Here is a 24611-nt window from a genome sequence, read left to right as displayed (position 1 = left end):
CTAGATCGACCGTCGGGACAGCGACAGCACCAGCCCGGTGATGGCCGCGGCGAGCAGGCCGCCGAACACCAGCGTCAGCAAACCGTCGCCGATCATGCCGCCTGCATACGGCGATTGTGCGCCCGCATTGAGGGAAAGGGTGTGCGAAAAGAAGGCCATCCAGAATGTGCCGACCGCGACACCCCAGGCTGCCGACAGTAGCCGGGACGAACCCTGGCTGAGCGTGCGGACGCCGCCCCAGCCGAGCGTGACCGCGCAGATCAGGCCCGCAATCGCGAGCGCTATCGCCCGGCCGCCCTGGGACAAAAGCACGAGGTCCAACAGCACGAGCACCGCAGCGTAGGGCAGCGCCAGCAGCGCGGAATTCCGGGTCATAGTTCTGCGATCCTCTCGGCCATGTCGGCCAGTTCCCTGGCCGCGTCGGGCTTGGCGGCCGATTTCGCCGCCGCCGCGCGGGCCTTGAGGTCTTCCATATCGGAAAACCGCGCGGCGATAAGCGCTCCGAGCAGTTTGGGGGTCACATTCGACTCCAGCAGCATGTCCGCCGCGCCCACTTCGGTCAGCGCCTCGGCATTGGCCGCCTGGTGGTCGTCCATGGCGATGGCCAGCGGGATCAGGATCGACGGCCGGCCCACAGCGGCAAGTTCGCTGACCGTGCCGGCGCCGGAGCGGGCGATCACCAGATGCGCATCCGCCAGGCGGTCCGGCATGTCGGAGAAGAACGGCGCCAGCTCGCAATCGATCTTCGCGACCCGGTAGACTGACCGCACGCTCTCGACCTGTTCTTCCCTCACCTGTTGCACGACCTTTATCCGCGCCATCAGGGGCGGCGGCAATTGCTGGGCAATCGCGAGCGGAACCATCTCACCGATGATGCGCGAGCCCTGGCTGCCGCCGGTGACGAAAATGTTGAGCATGCCGTCCGTCGGCGGAAAAGGCCGGCTGGCCGCCGCCAGGATCGGTGCGCGTACCGGGTTGCCGACCGCCAGATGGGCCGAGCCTTGGGGCAGGAAGTCGAGCCGCGAAAAGCCGCTGGCGACCAGCTTGGCATGCTTGGCGAATTGCCGGTTTACACGGCCAAGCACGGCGTTCTGTTCATGGATGATGATCGGCACGCCCTGGCGCCGGGCGGCCGCGAGGGCCGGGAAGGCCGGATAGCCGCCGAACCCGGCGACCAGCGCCGGGCGGTGCTGTTTGAGGAGGCGCGAGGCTTTGGAGATGCCGGCATTGATCTTCAGCGCCGCGCCGGGAAGCTTCCACGGCTTGCGGAAGTTGGGCGAGGCGGCCTCGATCTCTTCCTTCCAGTCTGCCGGAAAGTCCGCTGCGTAGCGCAAGCCGCGGGAATCGGAGATCAGCGCCGTCTTCCAGCCGCGCGCGCGCAGCTCGTCCGCAAAGGCGCGGGCCGGGAACATGTGGCCGCCCGTTCCACCAGCGGCGATCACGACCAGCTTCTCTCGGGGTGGTTTAGCCATACGGCCCACGGCTCCTCGTGCCTTCGCCGCGCACGAGAGCAAGCGCGAGGCCGAGCGTCAATCCCATGCCGACCATCGACGAGCCGCCATAGGAGATGAAAGGCAGCGTCAGGCCTGTCGGCGGCAGGATGGCCAGATTGACGCCAATGTTGACCGCCGCCTGGATGGTGAACAGGGCAAACAGGCCTGCAGCGGCGGTGCGGGCGAAGCCGTCCTCGATCCGGGCGGCGGCGCGAAAGCCCCGGATCGCAATCAGCGCGTAGATCGCCATCACGGCGACGATGGCGATCAGGCCGAATTCTTCGGCAATCACGGCAAAGATGAAATCAGTGTGCGCTTCAGGAATCTGGATCTTCACCTTGCCCTCGCCCGGTCCGGTGCCAAACAGACCGCCGCGCGCGATCGCCTCCATCGTCTTCTCGATCTGGAATGTGTCGACCGAACTGGGGTTGAGGATCGTGTTCACGCGCACGCGTATGTACGGGAGCAGGTTGTAGAGCAGGATGGCGAGCAGGCCGCCGCCCGCGCCGAACCCGACGATCCAGCGCTTGGGCAGGCCGCTGACATAGAAGGCCGTGAGGAATGCCATCGTCATCAGCGCGGCGCCGCCGACATCCGGCTGAAGGATGAACACGGCCAGCGTGGCACCGTAGAAGCCGAAGGCGATGATGGCCCAGGGCGCATCCGGATAGCGATCGCGCTGGGCCAGCAGCCAGGCGCAGAGCACGATCAGGGTCGGCTTCACGAGTTCGCTCGGCTGGACGGAGAAATTGGTGAACCGGAACCAGCTCTGCGCGCCGTTGATCTCCCGTCCGACCAGCAACAGCACCGTCATCAGGACGAAGGCCCCGGCAAAGACCAGCAGCGCAAGGCGCCGCGCCCAGGTCCGGTCAAGCAGGCTGACGGTCAGCATCAGCGCGACGCCGATGACCGAGAACAAGACCTGCCGGTAGACATAGTGATAGGGGTCCGCATAGCCGATGCGCGTGGCGGCGGACGGACCAGCTGCCAGAGACATCAGCATGCCGATTGCGGCGAGCAGCATGATGCCGGCCACAAGGCCCCAGTCGAGCGTCCGGCGCCATTCGGTAAACCAGGACGAATCCGAACGCGGGAGTAGCGGCCCTGCAGCGGCGGGGTTCACGCAGACTCCTTCATCGGCGCCGGCATCATCGACTTCACGTAATCGCGGAACACATCGCCGCGATGTTCGTAATCCTTGAACTGGTCGAAGCTCGCGCAGGCCGGCGACAGCAGGATGACCGGCGAGGGATCGCCCGACGCGCGTGCATCACGGAACGCCGCATCGATCGCGCGCTCCAGCGTGCCGCACTTCTGCACTTCGACCTTGCCCTGCAGCGTGGCAGCGAACGCCTCTTCCGCCTGCCCGATCAGGTAGGCCTTGGTGACATTCGGGAAACAGCCTGCCAGTGGCGCGATCCCTTCGGCTTTCGCCACGCCGCCGGCGATCCAGTAGATGTGCTTGAAGGCGCGCAGCGCCTGCTCGGCCGCTTGCGCATTCGTGGCTTTGGAATCGTTGACGAAGCGCACGCCTTCGATGGCGCCGACATTCTCCATCCGGTGGGCAAGACCCGGAAAGGATTTGAGGCCGGCCATGATGGTCGAAGGGTCGAGCCCGAGCGCGCGGCAGGCGGCATAGGCCGCGGCCGCGTTCTGGAAATTGTGGCGGCCCTGCAGCGCGGGGCAGTCTTCCAGCTTGCCGATGAACTCGGCCTTGCCGCCCATGTTGTCATAGAGGCGCCCCTCGACCGCGCTGACGCCCTTGCCCAGCGTGTAGGTGGACGAAATCTGCGTCACCTTCTGCGGGCCGCTGGCCGACAGGCCGATGGCCATCGACTGGGTATAGATATCGTCGAATCCGATGACCGCGACGTCCTGCGGCGTCTGGTTCTGGAAGATGCGCATCTTCGCGGCCTGATAGCCATCCATGCCGCCATGCCGCTCCAGATGGTCCGGCGACAGGTTCAGCATCACCGCCACATTGCAGTGCAGGCTTTTGACGAGGTCGAGCTGGTAGGACGAAAGCTCGAGTACATAGACCGCGTTCGAATGCAGCGGCGCGAGATCCAGAACGCCGGTGCCGATGTTGCCGCCGACGCGCACATCGCGGCCCGCTTCTTTGAGGATGTGCCCGATCAGCGCCGTGGTGGTCGATTTGCCGTTGGTGCCGGTAATGCCGACGACTTTCGGGCGGCTGCGCTCCGGCATGGCCTGCACGGCGCGGGCGAAAAGCTCCATGTCACCGATCACCGGCACGCCGGTCATCTCGGCCATCCGCACCAGGCGGTGCGGCTGCGGGTACTTGTAGGGAATGCCGGGCGACAACACGAGCGCAGCAAAGGTCTGCCAGTCGCGCTTGTTGATGTCGGACAGGGCTATGCCGGCCGCTTCGGCCTTGGCGCGTGTTTCCTCATTGTCATCCCATGCATGCACGCGCGCGCCGCCGGCCTTCAGGGCCAGCGCAGCGCTGAGACCTGTGCGGCCGAGGCCATACACAGCAACGTCTCGTGCAAAGTATTCGGAGATGCGGATCATCGCGCGGCGGTCACCTCAGCTTCAATGTGGCGAGGCCCGCGAGGGCGAACAGGACGGACAGGATCCAGAAGCGGACGACGACCCGCGTCTCGGGCCAGTTCTTCTTCTGGAAATGGTGGTGCAGGGGCGCCATCAGGAAGATGCGCTTGCCTTCCCCAGTCAGGCGTTTGGTGATCTTGAACCAGCCGATCTGGGTCAGCACCGAAACCGCCTCGATCACGAACAGACCGCCGACCACGACCAGCGCGAACTCGTGCTTGGTCGCCACGGCCACGACGCCGAGCATGCCGCCGAGGCCGAGCGAGCCGGTATCGCCCATGAAGACCTTGGCGGGGTAGGCGTTGTACCAGAGGAAACCCATGCCCGCGCCGATCATCGCGCCGAGCACGACGGCGAGTTCACCGGCGCCGGGGGCGAACTGGATGCCGAGGTATTCGGCGAACACGAAGTTGCCGGTGAGATAGGCGATCATCGCATACGCGGCGGCGGCGAAGGTCATCGGCACGATCGCGAGTCCGTCCAGCCCGTCCGTAAAATTCACGGCATTGGCGGCACCGACGATCACGATCATGCCAAACAGAATGAAGAAGCCTCCGAGGGGCAGGAAATAGTTGTTCACGAACGGCACCGCGACACCGCCGGAGAAATCCGGATCGGCCGGCTGGACCGACGTCTTGGGCGCAAAGTCCGCAATCCATTCGGCGAGCGGGTTCAACGCCCCCCATTCGGCATGACCGGCCGGCGTATGGGCGCCGTGGAGGCCCATGATCACCGCGCAGGCCAGCGCCGCGATGCCGAAGCCCGCGATGAGGCGCGCGCCCGCCGACACACCATCGGTCGACTGTTTGGTCACCTTGGCGAAGTCATCGAGGAAACCGAGGAAGGCGTAGGAGAAGGTGACGAACAGCGTCACCCAGACATAGGGGTTCTTCAGGTTACCCCAGAACGCGACTGCAACGATCAGGCCGAGCCAGATCAGCAACCCGCCCATCGTAGGCGTGCCCTTCTTCGACATCTGCGCTTCGAGCGAGAGATCGCGTATTGGCTGGCCCTTGCCCTGGCGGGCGCGCAGCGCGTTGATCATCGCATCGCCGAACAGGACCGTGACGAGGAATGCCGTGACGACTGCCGCACCGGTGCGGAAGGTGATGTAGTTCAGAAGATTGAAGGCGCCACTCGGCGCAGCGAGCCATTCGTAAAGCATCAGCTTGTCCTCGCAGCCCCTTCTGGACTGCTTTCCATCTTGCCCAAACCGGCCGCTGCACTCCATTGGCGCAAGCGGTCCGCTAACCGTCCCATACCGGAGGCATTCGACCCTTTGATCAAGAGCAGATCGCCGTCCTTCAGGGCCTTTTGCAGCTGATTCCACAAGTCATCCGCTGACGGAGCAGATGCCTGCGGCAATCCCGGTGGCAGCGCCTCTGCAAGGCGCTGCATTTCCGGGCCTGCGAGGAAAATTCCCTCGACCCCTGCTTCGACAACCGGGCCGGCGAGGGCGATGTGCTCTTCCGCCGAGGACGAACCGATCTCGCGCATGTCGCCCAGCGCTGCGAGACGACGACCGCCGGTACGCTGTGCGAGCGATTTCAACGCCGCGCGCATGCTGGCCGGGTTTGCATTGTAGGCGTCGTCGATCAAAGTGAAACTTCCGCCATCCGGCAGTGCCAGCGTCTCCGCTGTGCCCCGGCCCGGCGGCGGCGCGTATCCGTTGAGCGCTTCGGCGCACTCGGCCACCGAGCGGCCAGTCTGGCTGGCCGCGAGCAGGGCGGCGGCTACATTCGACGCCCAATGTTCGCCGACGGCATTGATCGTCACTGTGGCCGTTCGCCCGACGACATCCACCGTGATGCGGCTCGTCTTGCCATCGGTCTCGTAACCGGTGATGCGCGCGGTGGCGTCTTCCGAACGGCCGAAGGTTTCGACATTGCCGGTCGGGCAGAGTTCGCGGGCACGTTCGGCCAGGAAATCCAGGAACACATCGTCGGCCGGCAGGATGATGGTTCCGCCCGCTTCAAGACCGGCGAAGATATCCGACTTCTCCAGCGCAATGGCCTCGACCGAGCCGAGGCCTTCCAGATGGGCGGCTCCGATACAGGTGATGATCCCGATCTGCGGGCGCACCATATGGCTGCGCGGCGCAATCTCGCCCGGCGTGTTCATGCCGATCTCGAAGACCGCGCGCTGCGTGTCTTCCGGCATCCGCGCCAGCGTCAGGGGCACGCCCCAGTGATTGTTGAAACTCTTGGCGTTCGAATGGGCCGGGCCGAAGGCTGCATAGATGCGCGCCAGCATTTCCTTGACCGAGGTCTTGCCCGCGGAGCCGGTCACCGCCGTGCGGATCGCGCCGCAGCGGATGCGCGCCGCAATGCCGAGCGCGGTCAGCGCTTCGAGCACATCGTCCACCTGCACCACCGGTCCGCCGCCGACCGGCTTCGACACCAAGGCGCCGGCTGCACCGGCCTTGAAGGCGGCTTCGACGAAATCATGCCCGTCGCGCTGATCGGTCAGCGCCACAAACAGGTCGCCGGGCTGCAGACTGCGCGTGTCGATGGACACGCTGCCTGTCACCGTGAACGGCGCACTCGCTGTGCCGCCGGTCGCCAACTCGATATCCTCGGACGTCCAGAGGGGCGCGCTCATAGGGCACCTTCCTTGAGCGCCGCGAGCGCTGTGTCCTGATCAGAGAATGGCAGGATATCCGTGCCGATGATCTGGCCGGTCTCGTGCCCCTTGCCGGCGATCACCAGCGTGTCGCCCTTCTTGAGCTCGCCGATCACCGTGCGGATCGCTTCCGCCCGGTCGCCGATCTCGCGCGCGCCCCGGGCGCCGCCCAGCACGGCCGCGCGGATCTTGGCCGGATCCTCCGAACGCGGATTGTCGTCGGTGACGATCACGTCATCGGCCTGGCGCGAAGCGATCTCGCCCATGATCGGACGCTTGCGCGCGTCCCGGTCGCCGCCGCAGCCGAAGATCACCTTCAGCCGTCCGGCCGTGTGCGGGCGAACCGCGCGCAGCAGCACGTCCAGCCCGTCCGGCGTGTGCGCGTAATCCACGAACACGGCCGCTCCCGTCTCCGTCTTGCCGACGAATTCGAGGCGGCCTTTGACCGGTTTCAGTTTCGACAGGCCCTCGGCCACGGCCGGGAAGTCCATGCCCAGCGACAGGCAGATCGCCGCCGCCGCCAGCGCGTTCAGCGCCTGGAACTCACCGATCAGCGGCAACTCGACCGGCTTCTGCTCCACGTCGCGCCAGTAGAGGAACAGCGACTGCCCGGTTGCCTTCGGCATCAGCTCGTCGATCCAGAGATCCTCGCCCTTCCAGCCGAACGAGACGACCTTCAGGCCCGCCGCGTTCGCCGCCGCTTCGAAATCGTCCCGCTGCGGACTATCGGCGTTGACGATCGCCGGCACGCCTTTCGGCGCCAGCGTGCGGAACAGTTTCAGCTTCGACTGGAGGTATTCCTCCATCGTGCCGTGATAATCGAGATGGTCCTGCGTGAAGTTCAAGAACCCGACGGCCGCAAGGTCCACGCCGTCCAGCCGGTGCTGTTCCAGACCATGGCTCGACGCCTCCATGGCGCAATGCGTCACGCCCTGCCCGGCCAGAAGTTCCAGCGTCTGGTGGATGGTGACCGGATCGGGCGTCGTGTGACCCACATCGATCTTGCCGTTCGGTCCGATGGCGCCCAGCGTGCCCATCGAGGCCGCCTTGTAGCCTGCGCCGCTCCAGATCTGGCGCGCAAAATCCACCGTCGAGGACTTGCCATTCGTTCCGGTGATGGCGACGACTGTGGCAGGCTGCGCAGCATGGAAGCGTTTTGCGGCAAGCGCCAGCGCCCGGCGGGGCTCATCTGCCACCACGTGCGGCGTCGTGCCCGTCTCGGCGCTGCCATCCGAAAGCACAGCGGCCGCGCCCTGGGCAATCGCCTGGGCCGCAAACCGGGTGCCATCATGCACCGAGCCCTTCAGCGCCGCGAACAGCCAACCCGGCTGCACCCGGCGGCTGTCAGCCGTCAGTCCGAGGATCTCGGTCTCGCCATTCTCGGCAAGCGGGAAGAGGTCCTTCAATTTCACAGAGCGCTCCTTTCTGGAGTCTGGTCCGAGAAGCCCGTTCGCAGCGGGCGGTTCGTGTCGAAGCGCGGCGTGACCCCCAGGATAGGCGCGACACGTTCGATGATCCGGCCCGCCACGGGGGCCGAACTTCCGGACGCCGTTGCACCACGGCCCGCACGGGCCTTTGGATCATCCAGCGTCACAATCAGGGCATATTGCGGGCCGTCTTCTGGAAAGACGGCAGCAAAGCTCGAGATATTGGCATTCTTGTCATAGCCGCCGTTCAGCGGCTTCTCGCCGGTGCCGGTCTTGCCCGCCACGCGGTAACCTTCGACGTCTGCGGTTTCGCCGGTGCCGCGGATAACCGATTCCCGCATCATCCGGGTGACCGTCTCGGCGGTGACCGCCGACATCAGCGGCACGGGCTTCCACTTGCGATCCGGATCGAGGCGCAGCGTCGGCGGCATCAATTCGCCGCCATTGCCGAGCGCCGCAAAGGCCGACAGGAACGCCAGCGGCGTGACCGAAAGACCATGCCCGTAGGAAATGGTCGCTGCCGACACCTCGGTCATGTGCTCCGGCTTGATCGGCGCTTCGCTGCCCGGCAATTCGATGGCGGCCTTGTCCAGCAGGCCGGCCGCCTTGAGGAACTCGGTCTGGCGGGGAATGCCGAGCGCGCGCGCCACATGCACGGTGCCGATATTCGAACTCTGCACGATGATCTCGGTGAGGTCCGCCGTCTCCGCAAACTTGTGCGTATCGGTGACCGTGAACCGGCCGAGCTGGATCGGTTCGCTGACGTTGAACCGGCTGTCGGGATGCACGGCACCGGCTTCGAGGGCCGCGGCAATGGTCAGCGGCTTGAACACCGAGCCGAGTTCGTACACGGCGCCGATCGCGCGGTTCATGCGCGCCGGATGGTTGGCCGGAAAGTCGGCCGGGCGGTTCGGGTCATAGGCAGGCCAGCTCGCCATGCCGAGGATTTCACCGGTGTGCGTATCCATCAGGATCGCCGCCGCGCCGTCCATGTCATAATCCGTTGCGGCCGCCGCAAGCTCGGCTTCCAGCGCGGTCTGCACCTCGATGTCGAGCGTCAAGTGCACCGGCACGCCGGCCTTCAACTCCGCATTAAAGGTTCGCTCGGCGCCGGCGATGCCCTTGCCGTCAAGATCGACCTGCCCGAGCACGGCGCCGGCGAGTTCGCCCAGCGGATAGGCACGGCGCATTTCCGAGCGGAAATTCAGCCCTTCGAACTTGAGCGCCATCACCGCTTCGCGCTGGCGCGGGGTGAGCCCGCGCTTGACCCATTCGAACTTGCGCTTGGGATCGGACAGTTTCGATTTGAGGGTCTCGAGACCAATCTCGGGGAACATCTGGTTGAGGCCGATGGCGACCTCTTCGGCGTCCCAGATCATGCTCGGATTGGCCCACAGGGAATAGGTTTCGACCGAGGTGGCGATCAGCTCGCCATTCCGGTCGAGAATGTCGGCACGCACCAGGCGCGGCGCAGCCTGATCGGCCGTGATGACCGCATCACCCGCCGACTTGCCGGACAATGCCAGGTATCCGCCCCGCCCGGCCATGACGACGAAGACCCCGCAGAGCACAAGCCCTGCGAGCCGCGTCCGGTCGCGCGAGGCTTCGCTCATGGAGTCGCCTCCGTCTGCGGCGCGTCCGCGGCGCGCACGCCGTCAGTCGGCGGGCCGACCACAGCGTCGAGATCGTCTTCGCTCGCCATCTGGTCCGCCTTGGGCGGGGCCATGCCCAGCTCCTTGCGGGCGTATTCCTCGATCCAGTCACGCCGGCTCATATGGGCCAGCTCGGTTTCGAGAACCGCCTTTTCCTTTTGCGCTGTTTCGATCTGGGCCTCGACCGCCATCAGTTCGGCCGCCGTATCCCGCGCGCCATATTTCGCGCGGTACAGGCTGAAAACCAGGACAGCGGCCACCAGAAGCCCGAAGAAAAATGCTCGCCGGCTCATCGCGATACCTCCAATTCAGAGATCGGCGGCAGGCCCATTCCATCATCCGCCGGACCACCAAAGGCGGCAGCATCCGTCCGGATCGCCGCCCGCAGTCTTGCAGAGCGTGCCCGTGGATTGGTTTCCACTTCCTTTTCAGAAGGTTGCAGCGCCTTGTTTGTAATCTGCTCGAAGCTCGGCGGCTTCGGCTTCGACATCAGGGGCATATGGCGCGATCCGGCCGGAACACCGCCCGAACGCTCGCGCAGCCACTGTTTCACCAGCCGGTCTTCCAGCGAGTGGAACGTCACCACCACAAGCCGCCCTCCGGGCCGCAGAACCTTCTCGGCCGCCACCAGTCCGCGAGCCAGCTCGCCCAGCTCGTCGTTCACGTACATCCGGATCGCCTGGAAGGTCTGCGTGGCCGGGTGCATGCGCGCGCCGCGCCGCCCGCCGACTGCCGTCTCGACCAGCGCGGCCAGATCCGCCGTCGTCGTGAACGGCTCGGTCGCCCGGCGCTCGACGATGGCCCGGGCGATCCGGCGCCCATTACGCTCTTCGCCGAGCCGGAAAATGATGTTTGCCAGGTCGCGTTCAGCCATCTGGTTAACCACATCGGCCGCTGATGGGCCGGACGCGCCCATGCGCATGTCCAGCGGACCATCCTTCATGAAGGAGAAGCCGCGGATCGCCTCGTCGATCTGGAAACTCGACACGCCGATGTCCAGCACCACACCGTCGACCCGGGCGTGTCCGGCTGCTTCCAGCAGGGAGTCGAGATCGCCGAACCGGCCGAGCAGCGGCACGAGACGCGGAAACTCCGCCGCCAGACGTTCGGCGCGCACAATGGCGTCGAGATCGCGGTCGATACCGATCACGGTGCAAGCCGCTGCCGTCAGGATCGCGCGCGAATAGCCGCCGCCACCGAACGTACCATCGGCAATCACATCGCCGTCCACCGGCGCCAGCGTTTCCAGCACTTCGGCGAGCATGACGGGCAGGTGGCCCGGCGCGGCGGCCGGGCGGGCAGGTGTGCGAGCCGCCATCATTCAGCCTCCCCCCGCAGCGCCGCCGCCCGGCGCTTGCGCACCTGGTTGTAGGCGGCGTGGAAGGCTTCCAGCGTATCGGGGCGCTGCGCGATACCGGCCTGCTTGGCGCGGTGAGCGTCAAACCGGGCAGGGTCCCAGATCTTGAAACTCTCGATCGCGCCTGTGAACCGGATCCGGCCCGACAGCCCCGCCGCCTCGCAGAAATCGTCCGGCAGCTTGATCCGGCCCGTGTCGTCGATCTTGAGATCGGCGGACCCGGCAATCACCGACGTGACGAAGGCTTCCCGAACTGGGGATTGCAGCGGCAGCTCGGCCAGCGTCTCGGCGTAAAGCTCCATCAGGGCCTCCCCGCCGCCTTCCAGCGCGCCCGATCCGTCGGGCGCTACCCAGATGAAAACGCGGGTGTTTCCACCAAGCGCAGCGCGGAAGGGTGCCGGGATCGAAACCCGCCCTTTTGCGTCAATAGCACCCTCATAGGTGGAAAAAAACACCCGCCCGTCCTTGTCTTGATTTGCCTCAACCCCGCCATGGGTAAACCATGTGTAAACGTGGACTATCATGGGCGACTATGGGTCTCAATGGGCGCCTGAAGCGAATCAGGATTTCCACATAAGACCAATTCGGGAACAAAATGAGTTCATCGGCGGAACCGGGTGAACACGGATTATCCGCTCGCGTACAAGGCGATCAAATTTTCGAACTATTTCCGGGACTTGCCAGTGTGTGTTGCGATGCCGCATCGGTCGCCAACCAAGCGATGCGTCTACCCCAACGCGCAGCGAACCTTACACGATTGCAATGCAGCGCCGCCCAAAAACAAGGCCCCCGGATCCATGGATCCGGGGGCCCGTCATTTTCGTTTCAAACCGGCTCAGGCCGGCTCGGTCTGCAGCGCCTTTTCGGCCGCCATCACGCAGGCAACGGCATTCACCACCGCCCCGATCCGCAGCGCGGCCTGGATCTGCTCGCTGGTCATGCCATGCTTGCGCAGCTCCGCTTCGTGCGCATCGAGGCACATGCCGCAGCCATTGATCGCCGACACAGCCATCGACCAGAGCTCGAAATCCGCCCTCGGAACACCGGGATTGCCGATCACGTTCATCCGCAGACGGGCGGGCATGGTCTGGTAGGTCGTGTTCGAAAGGAGGTGGGTGGCGCGGTAATAGACATTGTTCATGCCCATGATCGCGCTGGCCGACTTCGCCGCTGCGAGGGCTTCCGCCGACAGGAACAGACGCACTTCGGCATCGACCGCGCGCAACGTTGCCGGCTCGCCGGCCGCATGCGCACAGGCGAGGAAGCAGCCATATTTCTGCTGCTCCGTGAGGATCGTTTCATTGGCCAGCGAACCGATGTTCAGCCGGATATCCTTGGCGTAGTCCGGGATCAGGGTCTTGAGGGTTTCGAGCGACATGGTTCAAACGGCTCCTGCAACAGGATCTGGAAGGAACCATCCGGCCCCGGAGCAAACAGCTTCGCGCTGGGTGGGGGAACGCGCGAAGCGGCGCCAGGGCCGGATGGATGGGGTCAGGCCGAATCCGGACGGATCAGGCCAGTTCGAGCGTCTTGCCGCCAACCGGACGGTTGCACGGGCACAGCTCGTCGGTCTGCAGCGCGTCGAGCACGCGCAGCGTGTCCTGCGGGTTACGGCCGACGTTCAGATTGGTGACGTAGACGTGCTGGATGACATTGTGCGGATCGACGATGAAGGTCGCGCGATAAGCAACGCCCGCATCCGGCTCACGCACGCCCAGGCCATCGACCAGCGAGCCATTGGTGTCGGCAAACTGCCACATCTTCAGCGCGTGCAGATCCGGATGCTCACGGCGCCAGGCGAGTTTCACGAACTCGTTGTCGGTCGAACCGCCCAGGACCACCGCGTCGCGGTCCGCGAATTCCGGTGTCAGGCGGGCGAACTCGGCGATTTCGGTCGGGCAGACGAAGGTAAAGTCCTTCGGATAGAAGAAGATGACCTTCCAGAGACCTGCGAAGCTGTTCTGGTCGATGGTCTCGAACGCGCTTTCGCCGTTCTCTTCGTGACGCATGAATTTCGGCTTCACGCCGGTCACGCTGAATTCGGGCAGCTTTTGGCCAATGCCAAGCATGGGGAGGTCTCCTGCAGTGGAAAATTCGGATGGACGACTCACCACGGTGAACGATGAGTCCTCTGGACAATTGCTGCGCTGCAGCAGATAAAGAAAATTGATTATTCCGCCATGAGATATAGAGTTAAACTATGACCCTCCCGACCTTTCGCCAGCTGCAGTTCCTTGTCGCCCTTGGAGAGACCGGCTCGTTCTCGCGCGCCGCCGAGGCCTGCCATGTCACCCAGCCGACTCTGTCGGCCGGGATCAAGGAACTCGAGGACATTCTCGGCGTTTCACTGGCGGAACGCGAATCGCGGGGCGCCACGTTGACCCATGCGGGCGAGATCGCGGCCGCCCGGGCCTCTGCCCTGCTGGGGGACGCCCACGCCCTCGTCCAGTCGGTCACCACGGCCGGCGCCCTCTTCTCCGGCCCCTTTCATCTGGGCGCCATCCCCACCATCGCGCCCTTTGTGTTGCCCCAGACGGTCAGCCTGCTGACCCGGGAATATCCCGACCTGAAGCTCTACCTCACCGAAGACCGCACCAGCCGGCTCGTCGACCAGCTGAGGGCCCGCACGGTCGACGCCGCCTTCATCGCGCTGCCCTGGGACGCACCCGGCATCGAGACCATGACCCTGTTCGACGACGAGTTCCTGCTCGCTGCCCCTTCGGGTCACCCGCTCGCCCGCAAGAACGGCCTCGCGCCCGAAGACCTCGCGGGCGAGGACCTGCTGCTGCTCGAAGACGGCCACTGCCTGCGCGAGCATGCGCTGTCGCTGTGCCGCCTGAAGGCGGGCACCGGGCGCGAGCAAGTCGCCGCCACATCGCTCGGCACACTGGTCAACATGGTCGCGGGCGGACTTGGCGTCTCGCTGATCCCGCGCCTCGCGGCCGATAACGGCCTCGCCCTCGGCCCGGATGTCGCCGTCCGCTCCTTTGTCACCCCGGTGGTCGGCCGTCAGATCGGCATTGCCTGGAAGGCCGGCAGCCCGCGCGCCGCCGAGGCCCGCAAGCTCGGCGAATTCGTCCGCGACCAGCTGAAACCGCGCGCCGCCCAGCACGCCTGACGGGCCGCGCGGCAACACCCCGGAATAATCTGCGCGCGGGGGTTTCAGCGCCGCCCGGGCTTGGCCTATTAGGTTCAGACACAGGGGCGGGACGGCACGGCGCATGACTCTCAGTGACTCATGGCGGGCAACCCTCGCAGCCGGTGCGGTCAATCTCGTCCTCGGCGCGAACCTGCCCTATCTGCCGGTCTGGATGGAGAAGGCCGCCGGCATGTCGGGCGCCGAAATCGCCGGCGCCAGCACGATCGCCATCGTCATCCGCATCTTCGCTGGCCCCTTCTCGGCGGGCATTGCACAGGATCACGGCCTGCGCGCCACGCTCGCTTCGGTCATGGCCATCGTGCTGGCGGGCTATGTCCTGCTGTTCCCGGACTCGCCGCGCGCCGTCGACTTCTTCCTGTGCGTCCTTGTCTACAGCGCCATGAACCTCGTCGGCCCGCTGTTCGAAGCGATCCTCGTTTATGGCACACGGTATGGCCGCCCGGACTATGGTGAGGGCCGCGCCATGGCGTCGGCCGCGTTCGTGATCTCCAATCTTGCCGGCGGCGCAATCCTCGGCGCCTGGGGGCCCGACTGGGTGCTCGGCTATCTCATCGCCGCATCCTGCATCGCCAGTATCGGGCCGCTGCTGACCAAGCGCGGCGCGCGCACGGTCATCACCCGCCGCCCGCTCTGGTCGACCTTCTCGCAGGCCTTCGCCCTTTACCGGATTGACGGTGTACTGATCTATCTGATTGCCGCCTCGCTGATCCAGGCAAGCCATGGCGCCTACTACGCCTTCGCTTCCAACATCTGGATCGCGCAGGGCATTGACGGCGGCCATATCGGCGCGCTCTGGGCCACCGGCGTGGCCGCCGAGATCCTGTTGCTGCTCCTGTCGCGCCGGCTGCTGAAGGATACCGGCGTTTACACGCTTCTCTGGCTAGGCGGCATGGGCGCGCTCCTGCGCTGGACGGCGGCCGGCTTCGTGCTGCCGATGGGCGCGGTCTATGTGTTTCAGACCTTGCACGCGGCCAGCTTCGCCATGACCCATCTCGGTACGATGCGCTTCCTGCAAGCCCGTTTGCCGGAAGACCAGTTGCCGCTCTCCTATTCCGCCAATGGCGCGCTGATCTTCGGCCCCGCCATGGCGGTGACCGGGTTTGCCTCGGGCCTCGCCTATGACGCGCTCGCGCCGGGCGGCATCGAGGCTCAGACAAAGCTTTACTGGCTGATGTCGCTCGTCACGTTCGCCGGCCTCGCCATCGCCTGGCGCGCCGGACGGCGCGCCGCAATGGCGGCCGGGCCGGGTTGACCGGACGGCACAAAAAAATGCGGCCCCGAAGGGCCGCATCCTGTTTTCCCTTTGACCTTCGGCCTTGTTATCCGGCTTCGCGTTCGCCGCGGACGTCGAGATCGTATTCCCGCACCTTGCGGTACAGCGTCGAGCGGCCGATCCCGAGACGGCGCGAGACTTCGCTCATATGGCCGTCATAGAATTCGATCGCATACTGAAGAAGGTCGCGTTCGATATCCTGCAGGCTGCGCAGTTCACCGTCCTTGTCCTTGATCGCCACTGGGCTTTCGGGGTCGACCGGCATCGCATCATTCGCCGCCACCGGCACTGCCGGACGCAGCTCAGGCACGGCGGGCAGGCTGGCCGCTTCCGGCATCTGGCCGGAGATCTGCGGGAAGTCCTGCGGACGCAGCAGTTCGCCGTCGCACAGCACGACCGCGCGGAACACCGCGTTCTCCAGCTGGCGTACGTTGCCGGGCCAGTCATAGGCGTGCAGCATCTTCATCGTGTCCGGCGCCGCGCCGGTCACTTTCGCGCCTTCGCTTGCATTGAATCTGGCGATGAAGTGATCCACCAGCGCCGGAATGTCTTCGCGGCGTTCGCGCAGCGACGGCATGTCGAGCGGGAAGACGTTGAGGCGGTAGAACAGGTCCTCGCGGAACGTGCCGGCTTTCACCTGGCCTTCGAGGTCGCGGTTCGTGGCCGAGATGATGCGCACATTAACCTTGGTCGGACGGCGCGAACCCACGGCGTCCACTTCGCCTTCCTGCAGCACACGGAGCAGCTTCACCTGCGCATCGAGCGGCAGCTCGCCCACTTCATCGAGGAACAGCGTGCCGCCATCGGCCTCGACAAACTTGCCGAGCGATTTCGACACAGCGCCCGTGAAGGCGCCCTTCTCATGGCCGAACAGGATCGACTCCACGAGGTTTTCCGGGATCGCGCCGCAGTTCACCGTCACGAACGGCTTACCGGCGCGACTGGAAGCGCCCTGGATGCAGCGCGCCATCACCTCTTTACCCACACCGCTTTCGCCAAGGATGAGCACCGGGATATCCGACGCCGACGCCCGCTCTGCCATGCGCAGCACGCCGCGCATCGACGGCGCCGACGCAATCATGTCCTCGAAGCGCATGCCGCCTTCGGCCTTGCGCGACAGGCGTTTCACTTCGCCGGTCAGACTCTGCATCTTCAGGGCGTTCCGGATACTGACGACCACACGCTCGGGGTTCGCCGGCTTGACAATGAAGTCCACCGCCCCGCGGCGCATCGCCTGCACGATCGTATCGATCCCGCTCGTCGCGGTCAGCATGATGACCGGCAGGTCCGCGCGGCGCTCGGCCAGACGGTCCAACGTCTCCATGCCCGACAGGCCCGGCATCGTCAGATCCAGCAGCACTACATCGATGCCTTCGCGGGCTTCGCAAGCGGTCGCGATCCCGGTCTCGCCATCCGGCGCCGTGCGGCAGGCAAAGCCCGCCTTCTCCACGGCCGCCTGCAACAGGCGGCGCTGGGTCGGATCGTCATCGATCACGAGAATCGTCTTGGCCATGGTCATACCCTTCAGGTCTAATCCGTGCACGGACGCCTCAGGACGCACCGTGCCACATCGTTACGGCCCGTTCTGACACAAACGCGTGGAAGTACGGTTTGCACAATCGGTGAAATTTGACCGACCGGCCCGCCCGCCTCGCCTTAAGGTTTGCGCGCTCCGCGTGCGCGATGGGCCTTGCCGCGACGTCACGCCTGTTCTGCAGCGGCCGCAGCACAGGCCGCCGGATCGCCCCGAGCTGTCCAGCGGGATCATTGCGACTTTTGACCAACCCTTTGTTAAACTTTAAGGCGCATCAACACGATTAACCGAACACGAGATCCACGACATGGCCGACCCCCGGCGCCACGCGTGCCCCCCGCCCGAAGCACGCGCCGCCGAACCCAGCGCGGGTGACCGCGACGCCCTGTTCGCCGCCCTGGTCGAGGAGTGCCTGCCCGCCCTGCGCGCCTATGCCCGCAATCTCTGCGGCGACCCGCACCTCGCCGACGACTGCGTCCAGGACGCCTGCATCCGCGCCCTCTCGGCCTTTGCCAGCTTCGAAACCGGCCGCCATTTCCGCCCCTGGATCTTCCGTATCCTGCGCAATGAATGGCTGCAGCGCCTGCGCCGCGACCGCCGCATGACCGCGATGCCCGACGAGGAAATCCAGGACAGGCTGATCGATACCCGCACGCCCGAAGATGCCGCCAGCGTCGCCGACCTGATGGCGGCGATCTCGCGCCTGCCGCCCGACATGGCCGACGCCATCGGCCTCGTGCTGGGGCTCGGCTTCTCCTATGAGGAGGCGGCCGAGGCCTGCAATGTCGCCACCGGCACCATGAAAAGCCGCGTCAGCCGCGCGCGCCTCATCCTGATAGAACGTCTGGAGAGCGCCCTGTCCAGCAATCAGGACACGCCGCCGGTCCGGCCAAAAGCGGCGTAAACCACTGAAGGCCGCCGCACGGCGGCCTCGCCGGTCGTTAATGGGCTGACGCCCTTTCCACTCTGGCCAGCGCGTGGACCAGCGGCAGATCGATCGGTGCGTCGAACCGCACACCCAGCGTATCGCCGACCTGCCAGCGCACTTTCGCCACCAGCCGGCGCGGCTCCGCCTCACCCTGCAGGTGGGCGAGCACGTAGACATCGCCGCGTGCTTTCTCGCCGCCCTCGACCACGATCCGCGCGCCCGATTGGGAAACGTCCTTCAGCCGTCCGGCGCAGGCATCGGTCATGTCCACCCACACCACGCGCACCGCAAAGCCCGACGAGAGCCGCGCCTCCTGCCGCGAGCCCTCGCCCGCCGTCATCTCACAAGATCCGAATTCCGTGTCAGCCATGGTTAATCTATGCCCCGCCGCAACGTTTGGTTCCCGCGGGGGCACAAAAATTTCGTGGTTAATGGCGGCGCCAAAAACTGCCGAAGTCGCAGCACCCCGCGTGAGCGGCCTCGGCACCGAAGATTCGCGTGAGTAATGGCGGTGCCGCCGCTTGAACTGGGCCGAGACATATTGGGCTACCGGGAATGGAGCATAACGCTGGATTGGTATCCGCCAACCGCCCCTACCCCCTCAAGATCTTCGCCATCGCCTTGCCCTTGGCCAGCTCGTCCACGAGCTTGTCCAGGTAGCGGATCTCGCGCATCAGCGGATCTTCGACCTCTTCCACGCGCACACCGCACACCACGCCCGTGATCAGCGCCCGCGCGGGGTTGGGTTTCGGCGCCCCGGCAAAGAAGGTCTCAAGGTCCGCGCCCGCCGCAATCTGCGCCTCCAGCTGCGACTGCGTGTAGCCGGTCTGCCAGCGGATGATCTCATCGACCTCCGCCTGCGTGCGCCCCTTCTTCGCGGCCTTCGCCACATAGGCCGGGTAGACCTTGCCGAACGCCATCGAGAAGATCCGGTGTCGTTTCGTCTCCGCCATTGCCGCGCCCTCCGGTTGCCTGCCCGATCAAAGCGCAACTGCCTGCACAAAACAAGAACAGACTGGACAGTCCACACCCCGGAGCCCATATCTTGGCGCCATGGCCCGATCCCCGAAATCTTCCGCGCGCGGCGTTGCCGACGCCTCCGCCGCCTTCAGCTTTGACGGATTCGCCCTTGATGCAGCCGGCGCCCTGCCCTCCGACCAATGGACGCCCCACCGGCCCGACCGCGACTGGGTGAAACTGGAAGGCGGGCGGCGCTTCCGCGTCGCCTCGGCCTACGAACCCGCGGGCGACCAGGTCACCGCCATTCCCGAACTCGTGGAGGGCATCCAGGCCGGCGAGCGCGACCAGGTCCTCCTCGGCGCGACCGGCACCGGCAAGACCTTCACCATGGCCAAGATCATCGAGGCGACCCAGCGCCCCGCCCTGATCCTCGCGCCGAACAAGACCCTCGCCGCCCAGCTCTATGGCGAGTTCAAGTCCTTCTTCCCGGACAACGCGGTCGAGTATTTCGTCTCCTACTACGACTACTACCAGCCGGAGGCCTATGTGCCGCGGGCGGACCTCTACATCGAGAAGGAAAGCTCGATCAACGAGGCCATCGACCGGATGCGCCACTCCGCCACCCGCGCCATCCTGGAGCGCGACGACGTGATCATCGTCGCCTCGGTCTCGTGCCTCTACGGTATCGGCTCGGTCGAATCCTACACCTCGATGACCTTCACGCTGAACGCTGGCGAGCGCATCGACATGAAACAAGTCGCCGAACGCCTCGTTGCCAATCAATACACCCGCAACGACATCGCCTTCGGCCGCGGCACCTTCCGCATCAAGGGCGACGGGCTCGACATCTTCCCCGCCCACTATGAAGACCGCGCCTGGAAGCTCTCCTTCTTCGGCGACGAGCTAGAATCCATTGTCGAGTTCGATCCCCTGACCGGCCGCAAGCTCCAACAGCTACCCGCCATCAAGATCTATGCGAACAGCCACTACGTCACGCCCCGCCCGACGCTCACCCAAGCCGTGGAGCAGATCAAGGTCGAGCTGAAGCAGACCATCGCCCATTTCGAGAAGCACGGAAAACTGCTCGAGGCGCAGCGCATCGCCCAGCGCTGCCAGTATGACATAGAGATGATGTCCGCCACCGGCTCTTGCAACGGCATCGAGAACTATTCGCGCTACCTCACCGGCCGCAAGCCCGGCGAGCCGCCGCCGACCCTGTTCGAATACCTGCCCGCCAACGCCCTCGTCTTCACCGACGAGTCCCACCAGACGATCCCCCAGATCGGCGCCATGTTCAAAGGCGACTTTTCCCGCAAGTCCACCCTCGCCGAATACGGCTTCCGCCTGCCCTCCTGCATCGACAACCGCCCCCTCAAGTTCGAGGAATGGGACGCGATGCGCCCGCAGACCGTCCACGTCTCCGCCACCCCCGGCAAGTGGGAGCTGGAGCGCACCGGCGGCGTCTTCACCGAACAGGTCATCCGCCCCACCGGCCTGATCGACCCGCCCGTCGAAGTCCGCCCCGTGTCCAGGGATGGCGCCAATCAGGTCGATGACGTCATGGCCGAGGTCAAGGCCGTCGCCGCGCGCGGCTATCGATCATTGATCACGACACTGACGAAGAAGATGGCGGAAAACCTGACCGACTTCCTGCATGAGAACGGCGTGCGCGTGCGCTACATGCACTCCGATGTCGACACGATCGAGCGCATCGAGATCATCCGCGACCTGCGCCTCGGCGTCTTCGACGTCCTCGTCGGCATCAACCTCCTGCGCGAGGGCCTCGACATTCCGGAATGCGCCTTCGTCGGCATCCTCGACGCCGACAAGGAGGGGTTCCTCCGCTCGGAAACGTCACTCGTGCAGACCATCGGCCGCGCCGCGCGCAATGCCGAGGCGCGCGTGGTCCTCTATGCGGACCGGATCACCGGCTCGATGGAGCGCGCGATGGAAGAGACGCGCCGGCGCCGCGAGAAACAGTCCGCCTACAACCTCGAACACGGCATCACGCCGACTACCATCATCCGCGACGTCTCCGACATCCTCGGCGAACTCGGCGACAAGCCCTCCGCCAGCCGCGCCCGCCGCCAGCGCGAACGCGGCGTCTCCGAAGCGAAAGCCGTTCCACTTGCCGGCGAGTCAGGCCATAATCTGAAAGCCGTCATCGCCGATACTGAAAAACGCATGCGAGAAGCCGCCTCGAACTTGGAGTTTGAGGATGCGGCCCGGCTGCGGGACGAACTGAAGCGGTTGCGGGAGCAGGATTTGGGCATATGATTGCGGTTGAAGGGCTCGCCCATTTGCGGCGCCTTTATGATGACGAGTATGCCATTGTAATCGATCCGGCTACTGATTATTTTCACTAAACCGCAGAATTTGCTCGACATCTTTTTTGTATCGAGCTCAAGATATCTTGCAATCGTGGTTCGAAGATTTCTATGAAGATTGCCTGTATTTATCCAACGGCGCCAGAAGCCTGATCAGGATGAGCAATTAGGCTGTCAAGCTTCGCTTCTATGCGGAAATTTTTTCTTGAGCGTCTTGAGCTCTTTTACGCACTGGCCAAAACAACGATAAAGTCAGCTTAAAGGGTAGATGCGAAATCTGCAGCCACACTCCAGATACGTGGATTGGGCGCCCAGAATACAGCGAGCTCTAGCCAACAGAAATATATTGGGAGAAGTTTAAGTTCGAAACGACAGATGATATCGGGGGTACGCGCGGCCCGCACTTCATCTACTAACTGAAGTGGACCATCGGACTTTCGCTATTCCATTTCTTGGCACGAGCTGATCCCGAAGTACGGGAACACTTTGGCGAAGACGTTGCCCCGCACGCCGCAAACCTCGAGCGATATCAGGGCTACTGGCTATGCGTGCCCCTTCACCAGCTCGAGGAAAAATGGGAAGCGCACTGGAAAGGCTTTGGACACGTATGGCTGGCTGACCATGAACGGCACATATCTGAAATAGATTCCGCGTCGCCCTCATCTGGCGGCACTGGACGGCCAGGGAAGCGATAGGCGCTGGCAGAAGTGTGCCGCGCGAAGATTCCCAATGGAAATCGAGGAAGGTCTTGGAACGAGGCCCTTCGAGTATTCGAACTTGAGTACGGCATTTCTGGATCCGTTGAAACGCTCAAAAGGCGCCTCAAAGACTAAGACTTGTAGCACAAAATCCGTCAAAATCTCGACCGCTGTGACGGCGAAGTTTGCTGGTTTTTCGCGAGCGCCGCAGGAGGGGATTTTGAATCATCTTCGCTTGGTCACCGATAGGCGGCCTTGCCAATAAGCAAATCCGCGAATGAAGCCGCAACTGAAACGAAAGGGATTTTGCGTCGCAGACTCCAAAAAGATCTTTTTGCCAGCGTTCGGCGCCATCGCTCGAGCGGCAATCTCGGAGTTCATTGGTGCTGCTCGGCCGAACCATATCACCCCTCCTTAACCCCTCCCTGCTATCCCTAGCCGTCTCGCACAGGAGAGCCCCTATATGTGGATCCATCGTAAGGAACACTTCCGCAATGCGAGTGACCGGCCGGAGCGCTCGAAGGTCGCTGCGACGGTGTATTTCCTGCCCGACACGAAAGAGCCCCCGCCCCGCCAGGGTTGGGAGGAGGCCTGCCCGCATTGCGGCGCCCCGATCCGCGTGATGAAGCCCCGCCATGGCGGCACCGCGGTCTCCGAGGCCCTGCCCTCCGGCCGCCTCATCCCCCACCCCTGCTTCGACCGCCTGCGCGGCAAACGCCCCAGCAACGAGACGCTGGACCTCTTCTTCGACTACCACCCGGCCTGAGCCGCCACGCCCTTCAGGGCGAAGGGCGCAAGGCCCACCCAATCCGTACACGCACAATATAAAAATCGCTGCACCGCACCAATTTCACAGCTGTCTTAAACCTGTGAAATTTCTCCCCGTAAAAGCGATTTTTCCCTCGACAGCCTCTCGACTCAGGCGAGGTTTGGTGAGATCGTTTCGTTAAGCCAACGAAGTCCGGGTGGGAGACAACCCACCGACGGAGCGGAGGCCAAGCCCATCGCCCCCGTCAGGTGGCCGGGCCAGGAGCGAATCCGGGAGACCGGTGGAGCAAAGGGTCAGGCAGGAAGACGAGATAAAAACAGGCGGTGGCCTCACGGAGCGGAACTCGAGCCGCAAAGAGAGGTGCTGTAGGCCGTGACCGGAGCGCAGTCCGAAACACGGCGGCCAAGACCGGAAAGTCCCGAGAGGGACGCCAGGAAAGCTGTGTGCTGCAAGGCATGGAGACTGGAGAGGTGCGACCCGACAATCCCGCAAGGGTGTAAGGCGAGCAGAGGCGGCGGCCAAGTCCTGAACAAGCGACTCCCCCCCGGGAGAGCGCAGGATCAGGCACCGCCAAACGGATCGTGCGCCTGCCAGGGCGAACGTCCGTGAACGGCGGAAGGGTGATGGAAGGTGCGCCTCAGAAGCGGACCGGAAAACACTCTGGTGAACTTCGAACCACCGCTCACGAGTGCTAGCACAGTGTCTCGGTAGTCTGATTCGAAACACCGTGAAAGGCGTGGTTGCCCTTAAAAGGCACCGCGCCTTTCTTCGTTTTTGCGCGGCACGCAGACAACGCCCTGCTCCAGCGCCTGTCCCCGCATCCCCGCTTCCTCAGAAGCGAGCCCGCCGCTACCGGGATCGCCTCCCAATGGCTCGCCTTCGGGCCCGGCCGGGTCAGCGGCACGGTCGCCCGGCTCAGTCCGTTCGGCGGAACCTGCAAACCAGGCTGTCGAATAGGGCGTGTTCAGCACGCGTGCGGCCGCTGCGCGGCATCGACCACCGGATCCTTGCCATCATAGCCACCTTTCAGCATCCGCATCCCCCCCGCCCTGTCCAGTCGGGCTGGCCGCTCACAGAATAATCCGCTTGACGCGCTGGCGCCTCAGGTTCCGCCAAGACGCAGGCACAAGCCTGACCTTGCGCAACAAAAAACCGTCCACACCTGCGTGTGGACGGTTTGTGGACTCCCCCGTGCGGGAAAGTGGGGTTAGGGCGAAACCGGAACCGGGGTCTCTTCCGGGGCTTCGACCGGGGCAGAGGCTTCGACCGGAGCGGCTTCTTCGCCTTCCACCAGTTCGTCCGCCGGCTGAGGAACCGCGCTGGCCGTACCGCAGCAGCGAACCTGCATCTCGAGGACACGGTCGTTGAAGCGGCACTGCTCGTCGTTGATCTCACGCAAGATCGACGGGCCACCGGCGCGCGTCGTGTAACGGGTCTGCGTGCAGCTCGTCAGCGTGTAGCCTTCGCGGCAGGTGCCGATATTGGTCTTCTGGATCGTGCGGGTTTCGCAGACCATGCTGTTGTCCTTGGCCAGGGCTTCCTGGGCGGCGGACATGGCAGCCGCAGCGTCCGCTTTCGCGGCATCGGCGGTGGCCTGCGCGTCGGCCGTCAGCTTGAAGGCATCGGCCAGGCGCATGTTGGTATCGGCGAGCGCGGTGGACTGGCCATCGATCTCGACTTTCAGGCGGCAGACATTCTCGTTCGCCTTCTTGGGGTTTGCACAATACTCCGCGACAGTCATGTCATTCGGAACGTTCATGCAGGCAGAAACACTCAACGCAGCGAGCAACAGCCCGCCGGAAAGGACTTTTCCAAGTTTCATATGGATTCTCCATCA

22 protein-coding genes are annotated in these 24611 nt (G+C 64.6%); 5 read left to right on the top strand and 17 right to left on the bottom strand.

Annotated elements, in window-relative coordinates; genetic code table 11:
* From GC148_RS00500 to GC148_RS00440, 13 genes are all read right to left on the bottom strand, one after another.
* On the bottom strand, positions 1 to 375 hold the full coding sequence (locus GC148_RS00500; protein WP_291068060.1) for a hypothetical protein: 375 nt from the start codon (positions 373 to 375) through the stop codon (positions 1 to 3).
* Positions 372 to 1472: an undecaprenyldiphospho-muramoylpentapeptide beta-N-acetylglucosaminyltransferase gene (gene murG / locus GC148_RS00495; RefSeq protein WP_291068059.1), complete on the bottom strand. Its 1101-nt coding sequence runs from the start codon at positions 1470 to 1472 to the stop codon at positions 372 to 374. Before murG ends, GC148_RS00500 begins: the two co-directional genes overlap by 4 nt.
* Entirely contained in the window at positions 1465 to 2616 is a 1152-nt protein-coding gene (locus GC148_RS00490; protein ID WP_291068058.1) for a putative peptidoglycan glycosyltransferase FtsW, read from the bottom strand. Before GC148_RS00490 ends, murG begins: the two co-directional genes overlap by 8 nt.
* A complete protein-coding gene (gene murD, locus GC148_RS00485; protein ID WP_291068057.1) occupies positions 2613 to 4028 on the bottom strand; it encodes a UDP-N-acetylmuramoyl-L-alanine--D-glutamate ligase in 1416 nt (471 codons plus the stop codon). The genes GC148_RS00490 and murD overlap by 4 nt, the downstream gene beginning before the upstream one ends.
* A 10-nt stretch (positions 4029 to 4038) precedes the next feature.
* Entirely contained in the window at positions 4039 to 5232 is a 1194-nt protein-coding gene (gene mraY, locus GC148_RS00480) for a phospho-N-acetylmuramoyl-pentapeptide-transferase (RefSeq protein ID WP_291068056.1), read from the bottom strand.
* Positions 5232 to 6668 carry a UDP-N-acetylmuramoyl-tripeptide--D-alanyl-D-alanine ligase gene (gene murF / locus GC148_RS00475; protein ID WP_291068055.1) on the bottom strand — a complete coding sequence of 479 codons (1437 nt, stop codon included), beginning with the start codon at positions 6666 to 6668 and terminating at the stop codon, positions 5232 to 5234. Before murF ends, mraY begins: the two co-directional genes overlap by 1 nt.
* Positions 6665 to 8101: a UDP-N-acetylmuramoyl-L-alanyl-D-glutamate--2,6-diaminopimelate ligase gene (locus GC148_RS00470; RefSeq protein WP_291068054.1), complete on the bottom strand. Its 1437-nt coding sequence runs from the start codon at positions 8099 to 8101 to the stop codon at positions 6665 to 6667. Before GC148_RS00470 ends, murF begins: the two co-directional genes overlap by 4 nt.
* Positions 8098 to 9729, bottom strand: coding sequence for a penicillin-binding protein 2 (locus GC148_RS00465; protein WP_291068053.1), 1632 nt, complete (start codon positions 9727 to 9729; stop codon positions 8098 to 8100). Before GC148_RS00465 ends, GC148_RS00470 begins: the two co-directional genes overlap by 4 nt.
* Positions 9726 to 10061, bottom strand: a complete 336-nt coding sequence (ftsL, locus tag GC148_RS00460) for a cell division protein FtsL (RefSeq protein WP_291068052.1) — start codon at positions 10059 to 10061, stop codon at positions 9726 to 9728. The genes GC148_RS00465 and ftsL overlap by 4 nt, the downstream gene beginning before the upstream one ends.
* A complete protein-coding gene (gene rsmH / locus GC148_RS00455) occupies positions 10058 to 11086 on the bottom strand; it encodes a 16S rRNA (cytosine(1402)-N(4))-methyltransferase RsmH (RefSeq protein WP_366062889.1) in 1029 nt (342 codons plus the stop codon). The genes ftsL and rsmH overlap by 4 nt, the downstream gene beginning before the upstream one ends.
* Entirely contained in the window at positions 11086 to 11649 is a 564-nt protein-coding gene (locus tag GC148_RS00450; RefSeq protein ID WP_291068050.1) for a hypothetical protein, read from the bottom strand. Before GC148_RS00450 ends, rsmH begins: the two co-directional genes overlap by 1 nt.
* A gap of 311 nt (positions 11650 to 11960) precedes the next feature.
* Positions 11961 to 12503 (bottom strand): carboxymuconolactone decarboxylase family protein, encoded by a 543-nt coding sequence (locus GC148_RS00445; protein ID WP_291068049.1) that lies wholly within the window; start codon positions 12501 to 12503, stop codon positions 11961 to 11963.
* Between the two features lie 133 nt (positions 12504 to 12636).
* Positions 12637 to 13194 (bottom strand): peroxiredoxin, encoded by a 558-nt coding sequence (locus GC148_RS00440; RefSeq protein WP_291068048.1) that lies wholly within the window; start codon positions 13192 to 13194, stop codon positions 12637 to 12639.
* A gap of 131 nt (positions 13195 to 13325) precedes the next feature.
* Here GC148_RS00440 and GC148_RS00435 point away from each other — a divergent pair, with 131 nt between their 5' ends.
* Entirely contained in the window at positions 13326 to 14243 is a 918-nt protein-coding gene (locus GC148_RS00435) for a hydrogen peroxide-inducible genes activator (RefSeq protein ID WP_291068047.1), read from the top strand.
* 103 nt (positions 14244 to 14346) lie between these two features.
* Positions 14347 to 15537 carry an MFS transporter gene (locus GC148_RS00430; RefSeq protein WP_291068046.1) on the top strand — a complete coding sequence of 397 codons (1191 nt, stop codon included), beginning with the start codon at positions 14347 to 14349 and terminating at the stop codon, positions 15535 to 15537.
* A 67-nt stretch (positions 15538 to 15604) separates the two neighbouring features.
* Here GC148_RS00430 and GC148_RS00425 read toward each other — a convergent pair whose 3' ends face one another.
* Positions 15605 to 17071 (bottom strand): sigma-54 dependent transcriptional regulator, encoded by a 1467-nt coding sequence (locus GC148_RS00425; RefSeq protein WP_291068045.1) that lies wholly within the window; start codon positions 17069 to 17071, stop codon positions 15605 to 15607.
* A gap of 328 nt (positions 17072 to 17399) precedes the next feature.
* Here GC148_RS00425 and GC148_RS00420 point away from each other — a divergent pair, with 328 nt between their 5' ends.
* Positions 17400 to 17996, top strand: coding sequence for an RNA polymerase sigma factor (locus GC148_RS00420; RefSeq protein WP_291068044.1), 597 nt, complete (start codon positions 17400 to 17402; stop codon positions 17994 to 17996).
* A 37-nt stretch (positions 17997 to 18033) separates the two neighbouring features.
* Here GC148_RS00420 and GC148_RS00415 read toward each other — a convergent pair whose 3' ends face one another.
* Both GC148_RS00415 and GC148_RS00410 read right to left on the bottom strand, forming a co-directional pair.
* Entirely contained in the window at positions 18034 to 18390 is a 357-nt protein-coding gene (locus GC148_RS00415) for a PilZ domain-containing protein (protein ID WP_291068043.1), read from the bottom strand.
* A gap of 223 nt (positions 18391 to 18613) precedes the next feature.
* Entirely contained in the window at positions 18614 to 18973 is a 360-nt protein-coding gene (locus GC148_RS00410) for a DUF2200 domain-containing protein (protein ID WP_291068042.1), read from the bottom strand.
* 100 nt (positions 18974 to 19073) lie between these two features.
* Here GC148_RS00410 and uvrB point away from each other — a divergent pair, with 100 nt between their 5' ends.
* Both uvrB and GC148_RS00400 read left to right on the top strand, forming a co-directional pair.
* A complete protein-coding gene (uvrB, locus tag GC148_RS00405) occupies positions 19074 to 21257 on the top strand; it encodes an excinuclease ABC subunit UvrB (protein ID WP_291068041.1) in 2184 nt (727 codons plus the stop codon).
* 1211 nt (positions 21258 to 22468) lie between these two features.
* Positions 22469 to 22771, top strand: a complete 303-nt coding sequence (locus GC148_RS00400) for a hypothetical protein (RefSeq protein WP_291068040.1) — start codon at positions 22469 to 22471, stop codon at positions 22769 to 22771.
* Positions 22772 to 23981: 1210 nt separating this feature from the next.
* Here the strand turns inward: GC148_RS00400 and GC148_RS00395 are convergent.
* Positions 23982 to 24596: a hypothetical protein gene (locus GC148_RS00395; protein WP_291068039.1), complete on the bottom strand. Its 615-nt coding sequence runs from the start codon at positions 24594 to 24596 to the stop codon at positions 23982 to 23984.
* Between the last annotated feature and the right edge of the window lie 15 nt (positions 24597 to 24611).

Origin of the sequence: Hyphomonas sp., assembly GCF_016125515.1 — a bacterium.
Lineage (GTDB): Bacteria > Pseudomonadota > Alphaproteobacteria > Caulobacterales > Hyphomonadaceae > Hyphomonas.
Note: the sequence above shows the minus strand (reverse complement) of the source record. Positions and strands in the feature narration are given on the sequence as shown.

Excerpts from the sequence above, each read along its gene's own strand:
- GC148_RS00500 (WP_291068060.1), bottom strand. The coding sequence starts at position 375 with ATGACCCGGAATTCCGCGCTGCTGGCGCTGCCCTACGCTGCGGTGCTC.
- murG (WP_291068059.1), bottom strand. The coding sequence starts at position 1,472 with ATGGCTAAACCACCCCGAGAGAAGCTGGTCGTGATCGCCGCTGGTGGA.
- murD (WP_291068057.1), bottom strand. The coding sequence starts at position 4,028 with ATGATCCGCATCTCCGAATACTTTGCACGAGACGTTGCTGTGTATGGC.
- mraY (WP_291068056.1), bottom strand. The coding sequence starts at position 5,232 with ATGCTTTACGAATGGCTCGCTGCGCCGAGTGGCGCCTTCAATCTTCTG.
- murF (WP_291068055.1), bottom strand. The coding sequence starts at position 6,668 with ATGAGCGCGCCCCTCTGGACGTCCGAGGATATCGAGTTGGCGACCGGC.
- GC148_RS00465 (WP_291068053.1), bottom strand. The coding sequence starts at position 9,729 with ATGAGCGAAGCCTCGCGCGACCGGACGCGGCTCGCAGGGCTTGTGCTC.
- ftsL (WP_291068052.1), bottom strand. The coding sequence starts at position 10,061 with ATGAGCCGGCGAGCATTTTTCTTCGGGCTTCTGGTGGCCGCTGTCCTG.
- rsmH (WP_366062889.1), bottom strand. The coding sequence starts at position 11,086 with ATGGCGGCTCGCACACCTGCCCGCCCGGCCGCCGCGCCGGGCCACCTG.
- GC148_RS00450 (WP_291068050.1), bottom strand. The coding sequence starts at position 11,649 with ATGATAGTCCACGTTTACACATGGTTTACCCATGGCGGGGTTGAGGCA.
- GC148_RS00445 (WP_291068049.1), bottom strand. The coding sequence starts at position 12,503 with ATGTCGCTCGAAACCCTCAAGACCCTGATCCCGGACTACGCCAAGGAT.
- GC148_RS00440 (WP_291068048.1), bottom strand. The coding sequence starts at position 13,194 with ATGCTTGGCATTGGCCAAAAGCTGCCCGAATTCAGCGTGACCGGCGTG.
- GC148_RS00435 (WP_291068047.1), top strand. The coding sequence starts at position 13,326 with ATGACCCTCCCGACCTTTCGCCAGCTGCAGTTCCTTGTCGCCCTTGGA.
- GC148_RS00430 (WP_291068046.1), top strand. The coding sequence starts at position 14,347 with ATGACTCTCAGTGACTCATGGCGGGCAACCCTCGCAGCCGGTGCGGTC.
- GC148_RS00425 (WP_291068045.1), bottom strand. The coding sequence starts at position 17,071 with ATGGCCAAGACGATTCTCGTGATCGATGACGATCCGACCCAGCGCCGC.
- GC148_RS00420 (WP_291068044.1), top strand. The coding sequence starts at position 17,400 with ATGGCCGACCCCCGGCGCCACGCGTGCCCCCCGCCCGAAGCACGCGCC.
- GC148_RS00415 (WP_291068043.1), bottom strand. The coding sequence starts at position 18,390 with ATGGCTGACACGGAATTCGGATCTTGTGAGATGACGGCGGGCGAGGGC.
- GC148_RS00410 (WP_291068042.1), bottom strand. The coding sequence starts at position 18,973 with ATGGCGGAGACGAAACGACACCGGATCTTCTCGATGGCGTTCGGCAAG.
- uvrB (WP_291068041.1), top strand. The coding sequence starts at position 19,074 with ATGGCCCGATCCCCGAAATCTTCCGCGCGCGGCGTTGCCGACGCCTCC.
- GC148_RS00400 (WP_291068040.1), top strand. The coding sequence starts at position 22,469 with ATGTGGATCCATCGTAAGGAACACTTCCGCAATGCGAGTGACCGGCCG.
- GC148_RS00395 (WP_291068039.1), bottom strand. The coding sequence starts at position 24,596 with ATGAAACTTGGAAAAGTCCTTTCCGGCGGGCTGTTGCTCGCTGCGTTG.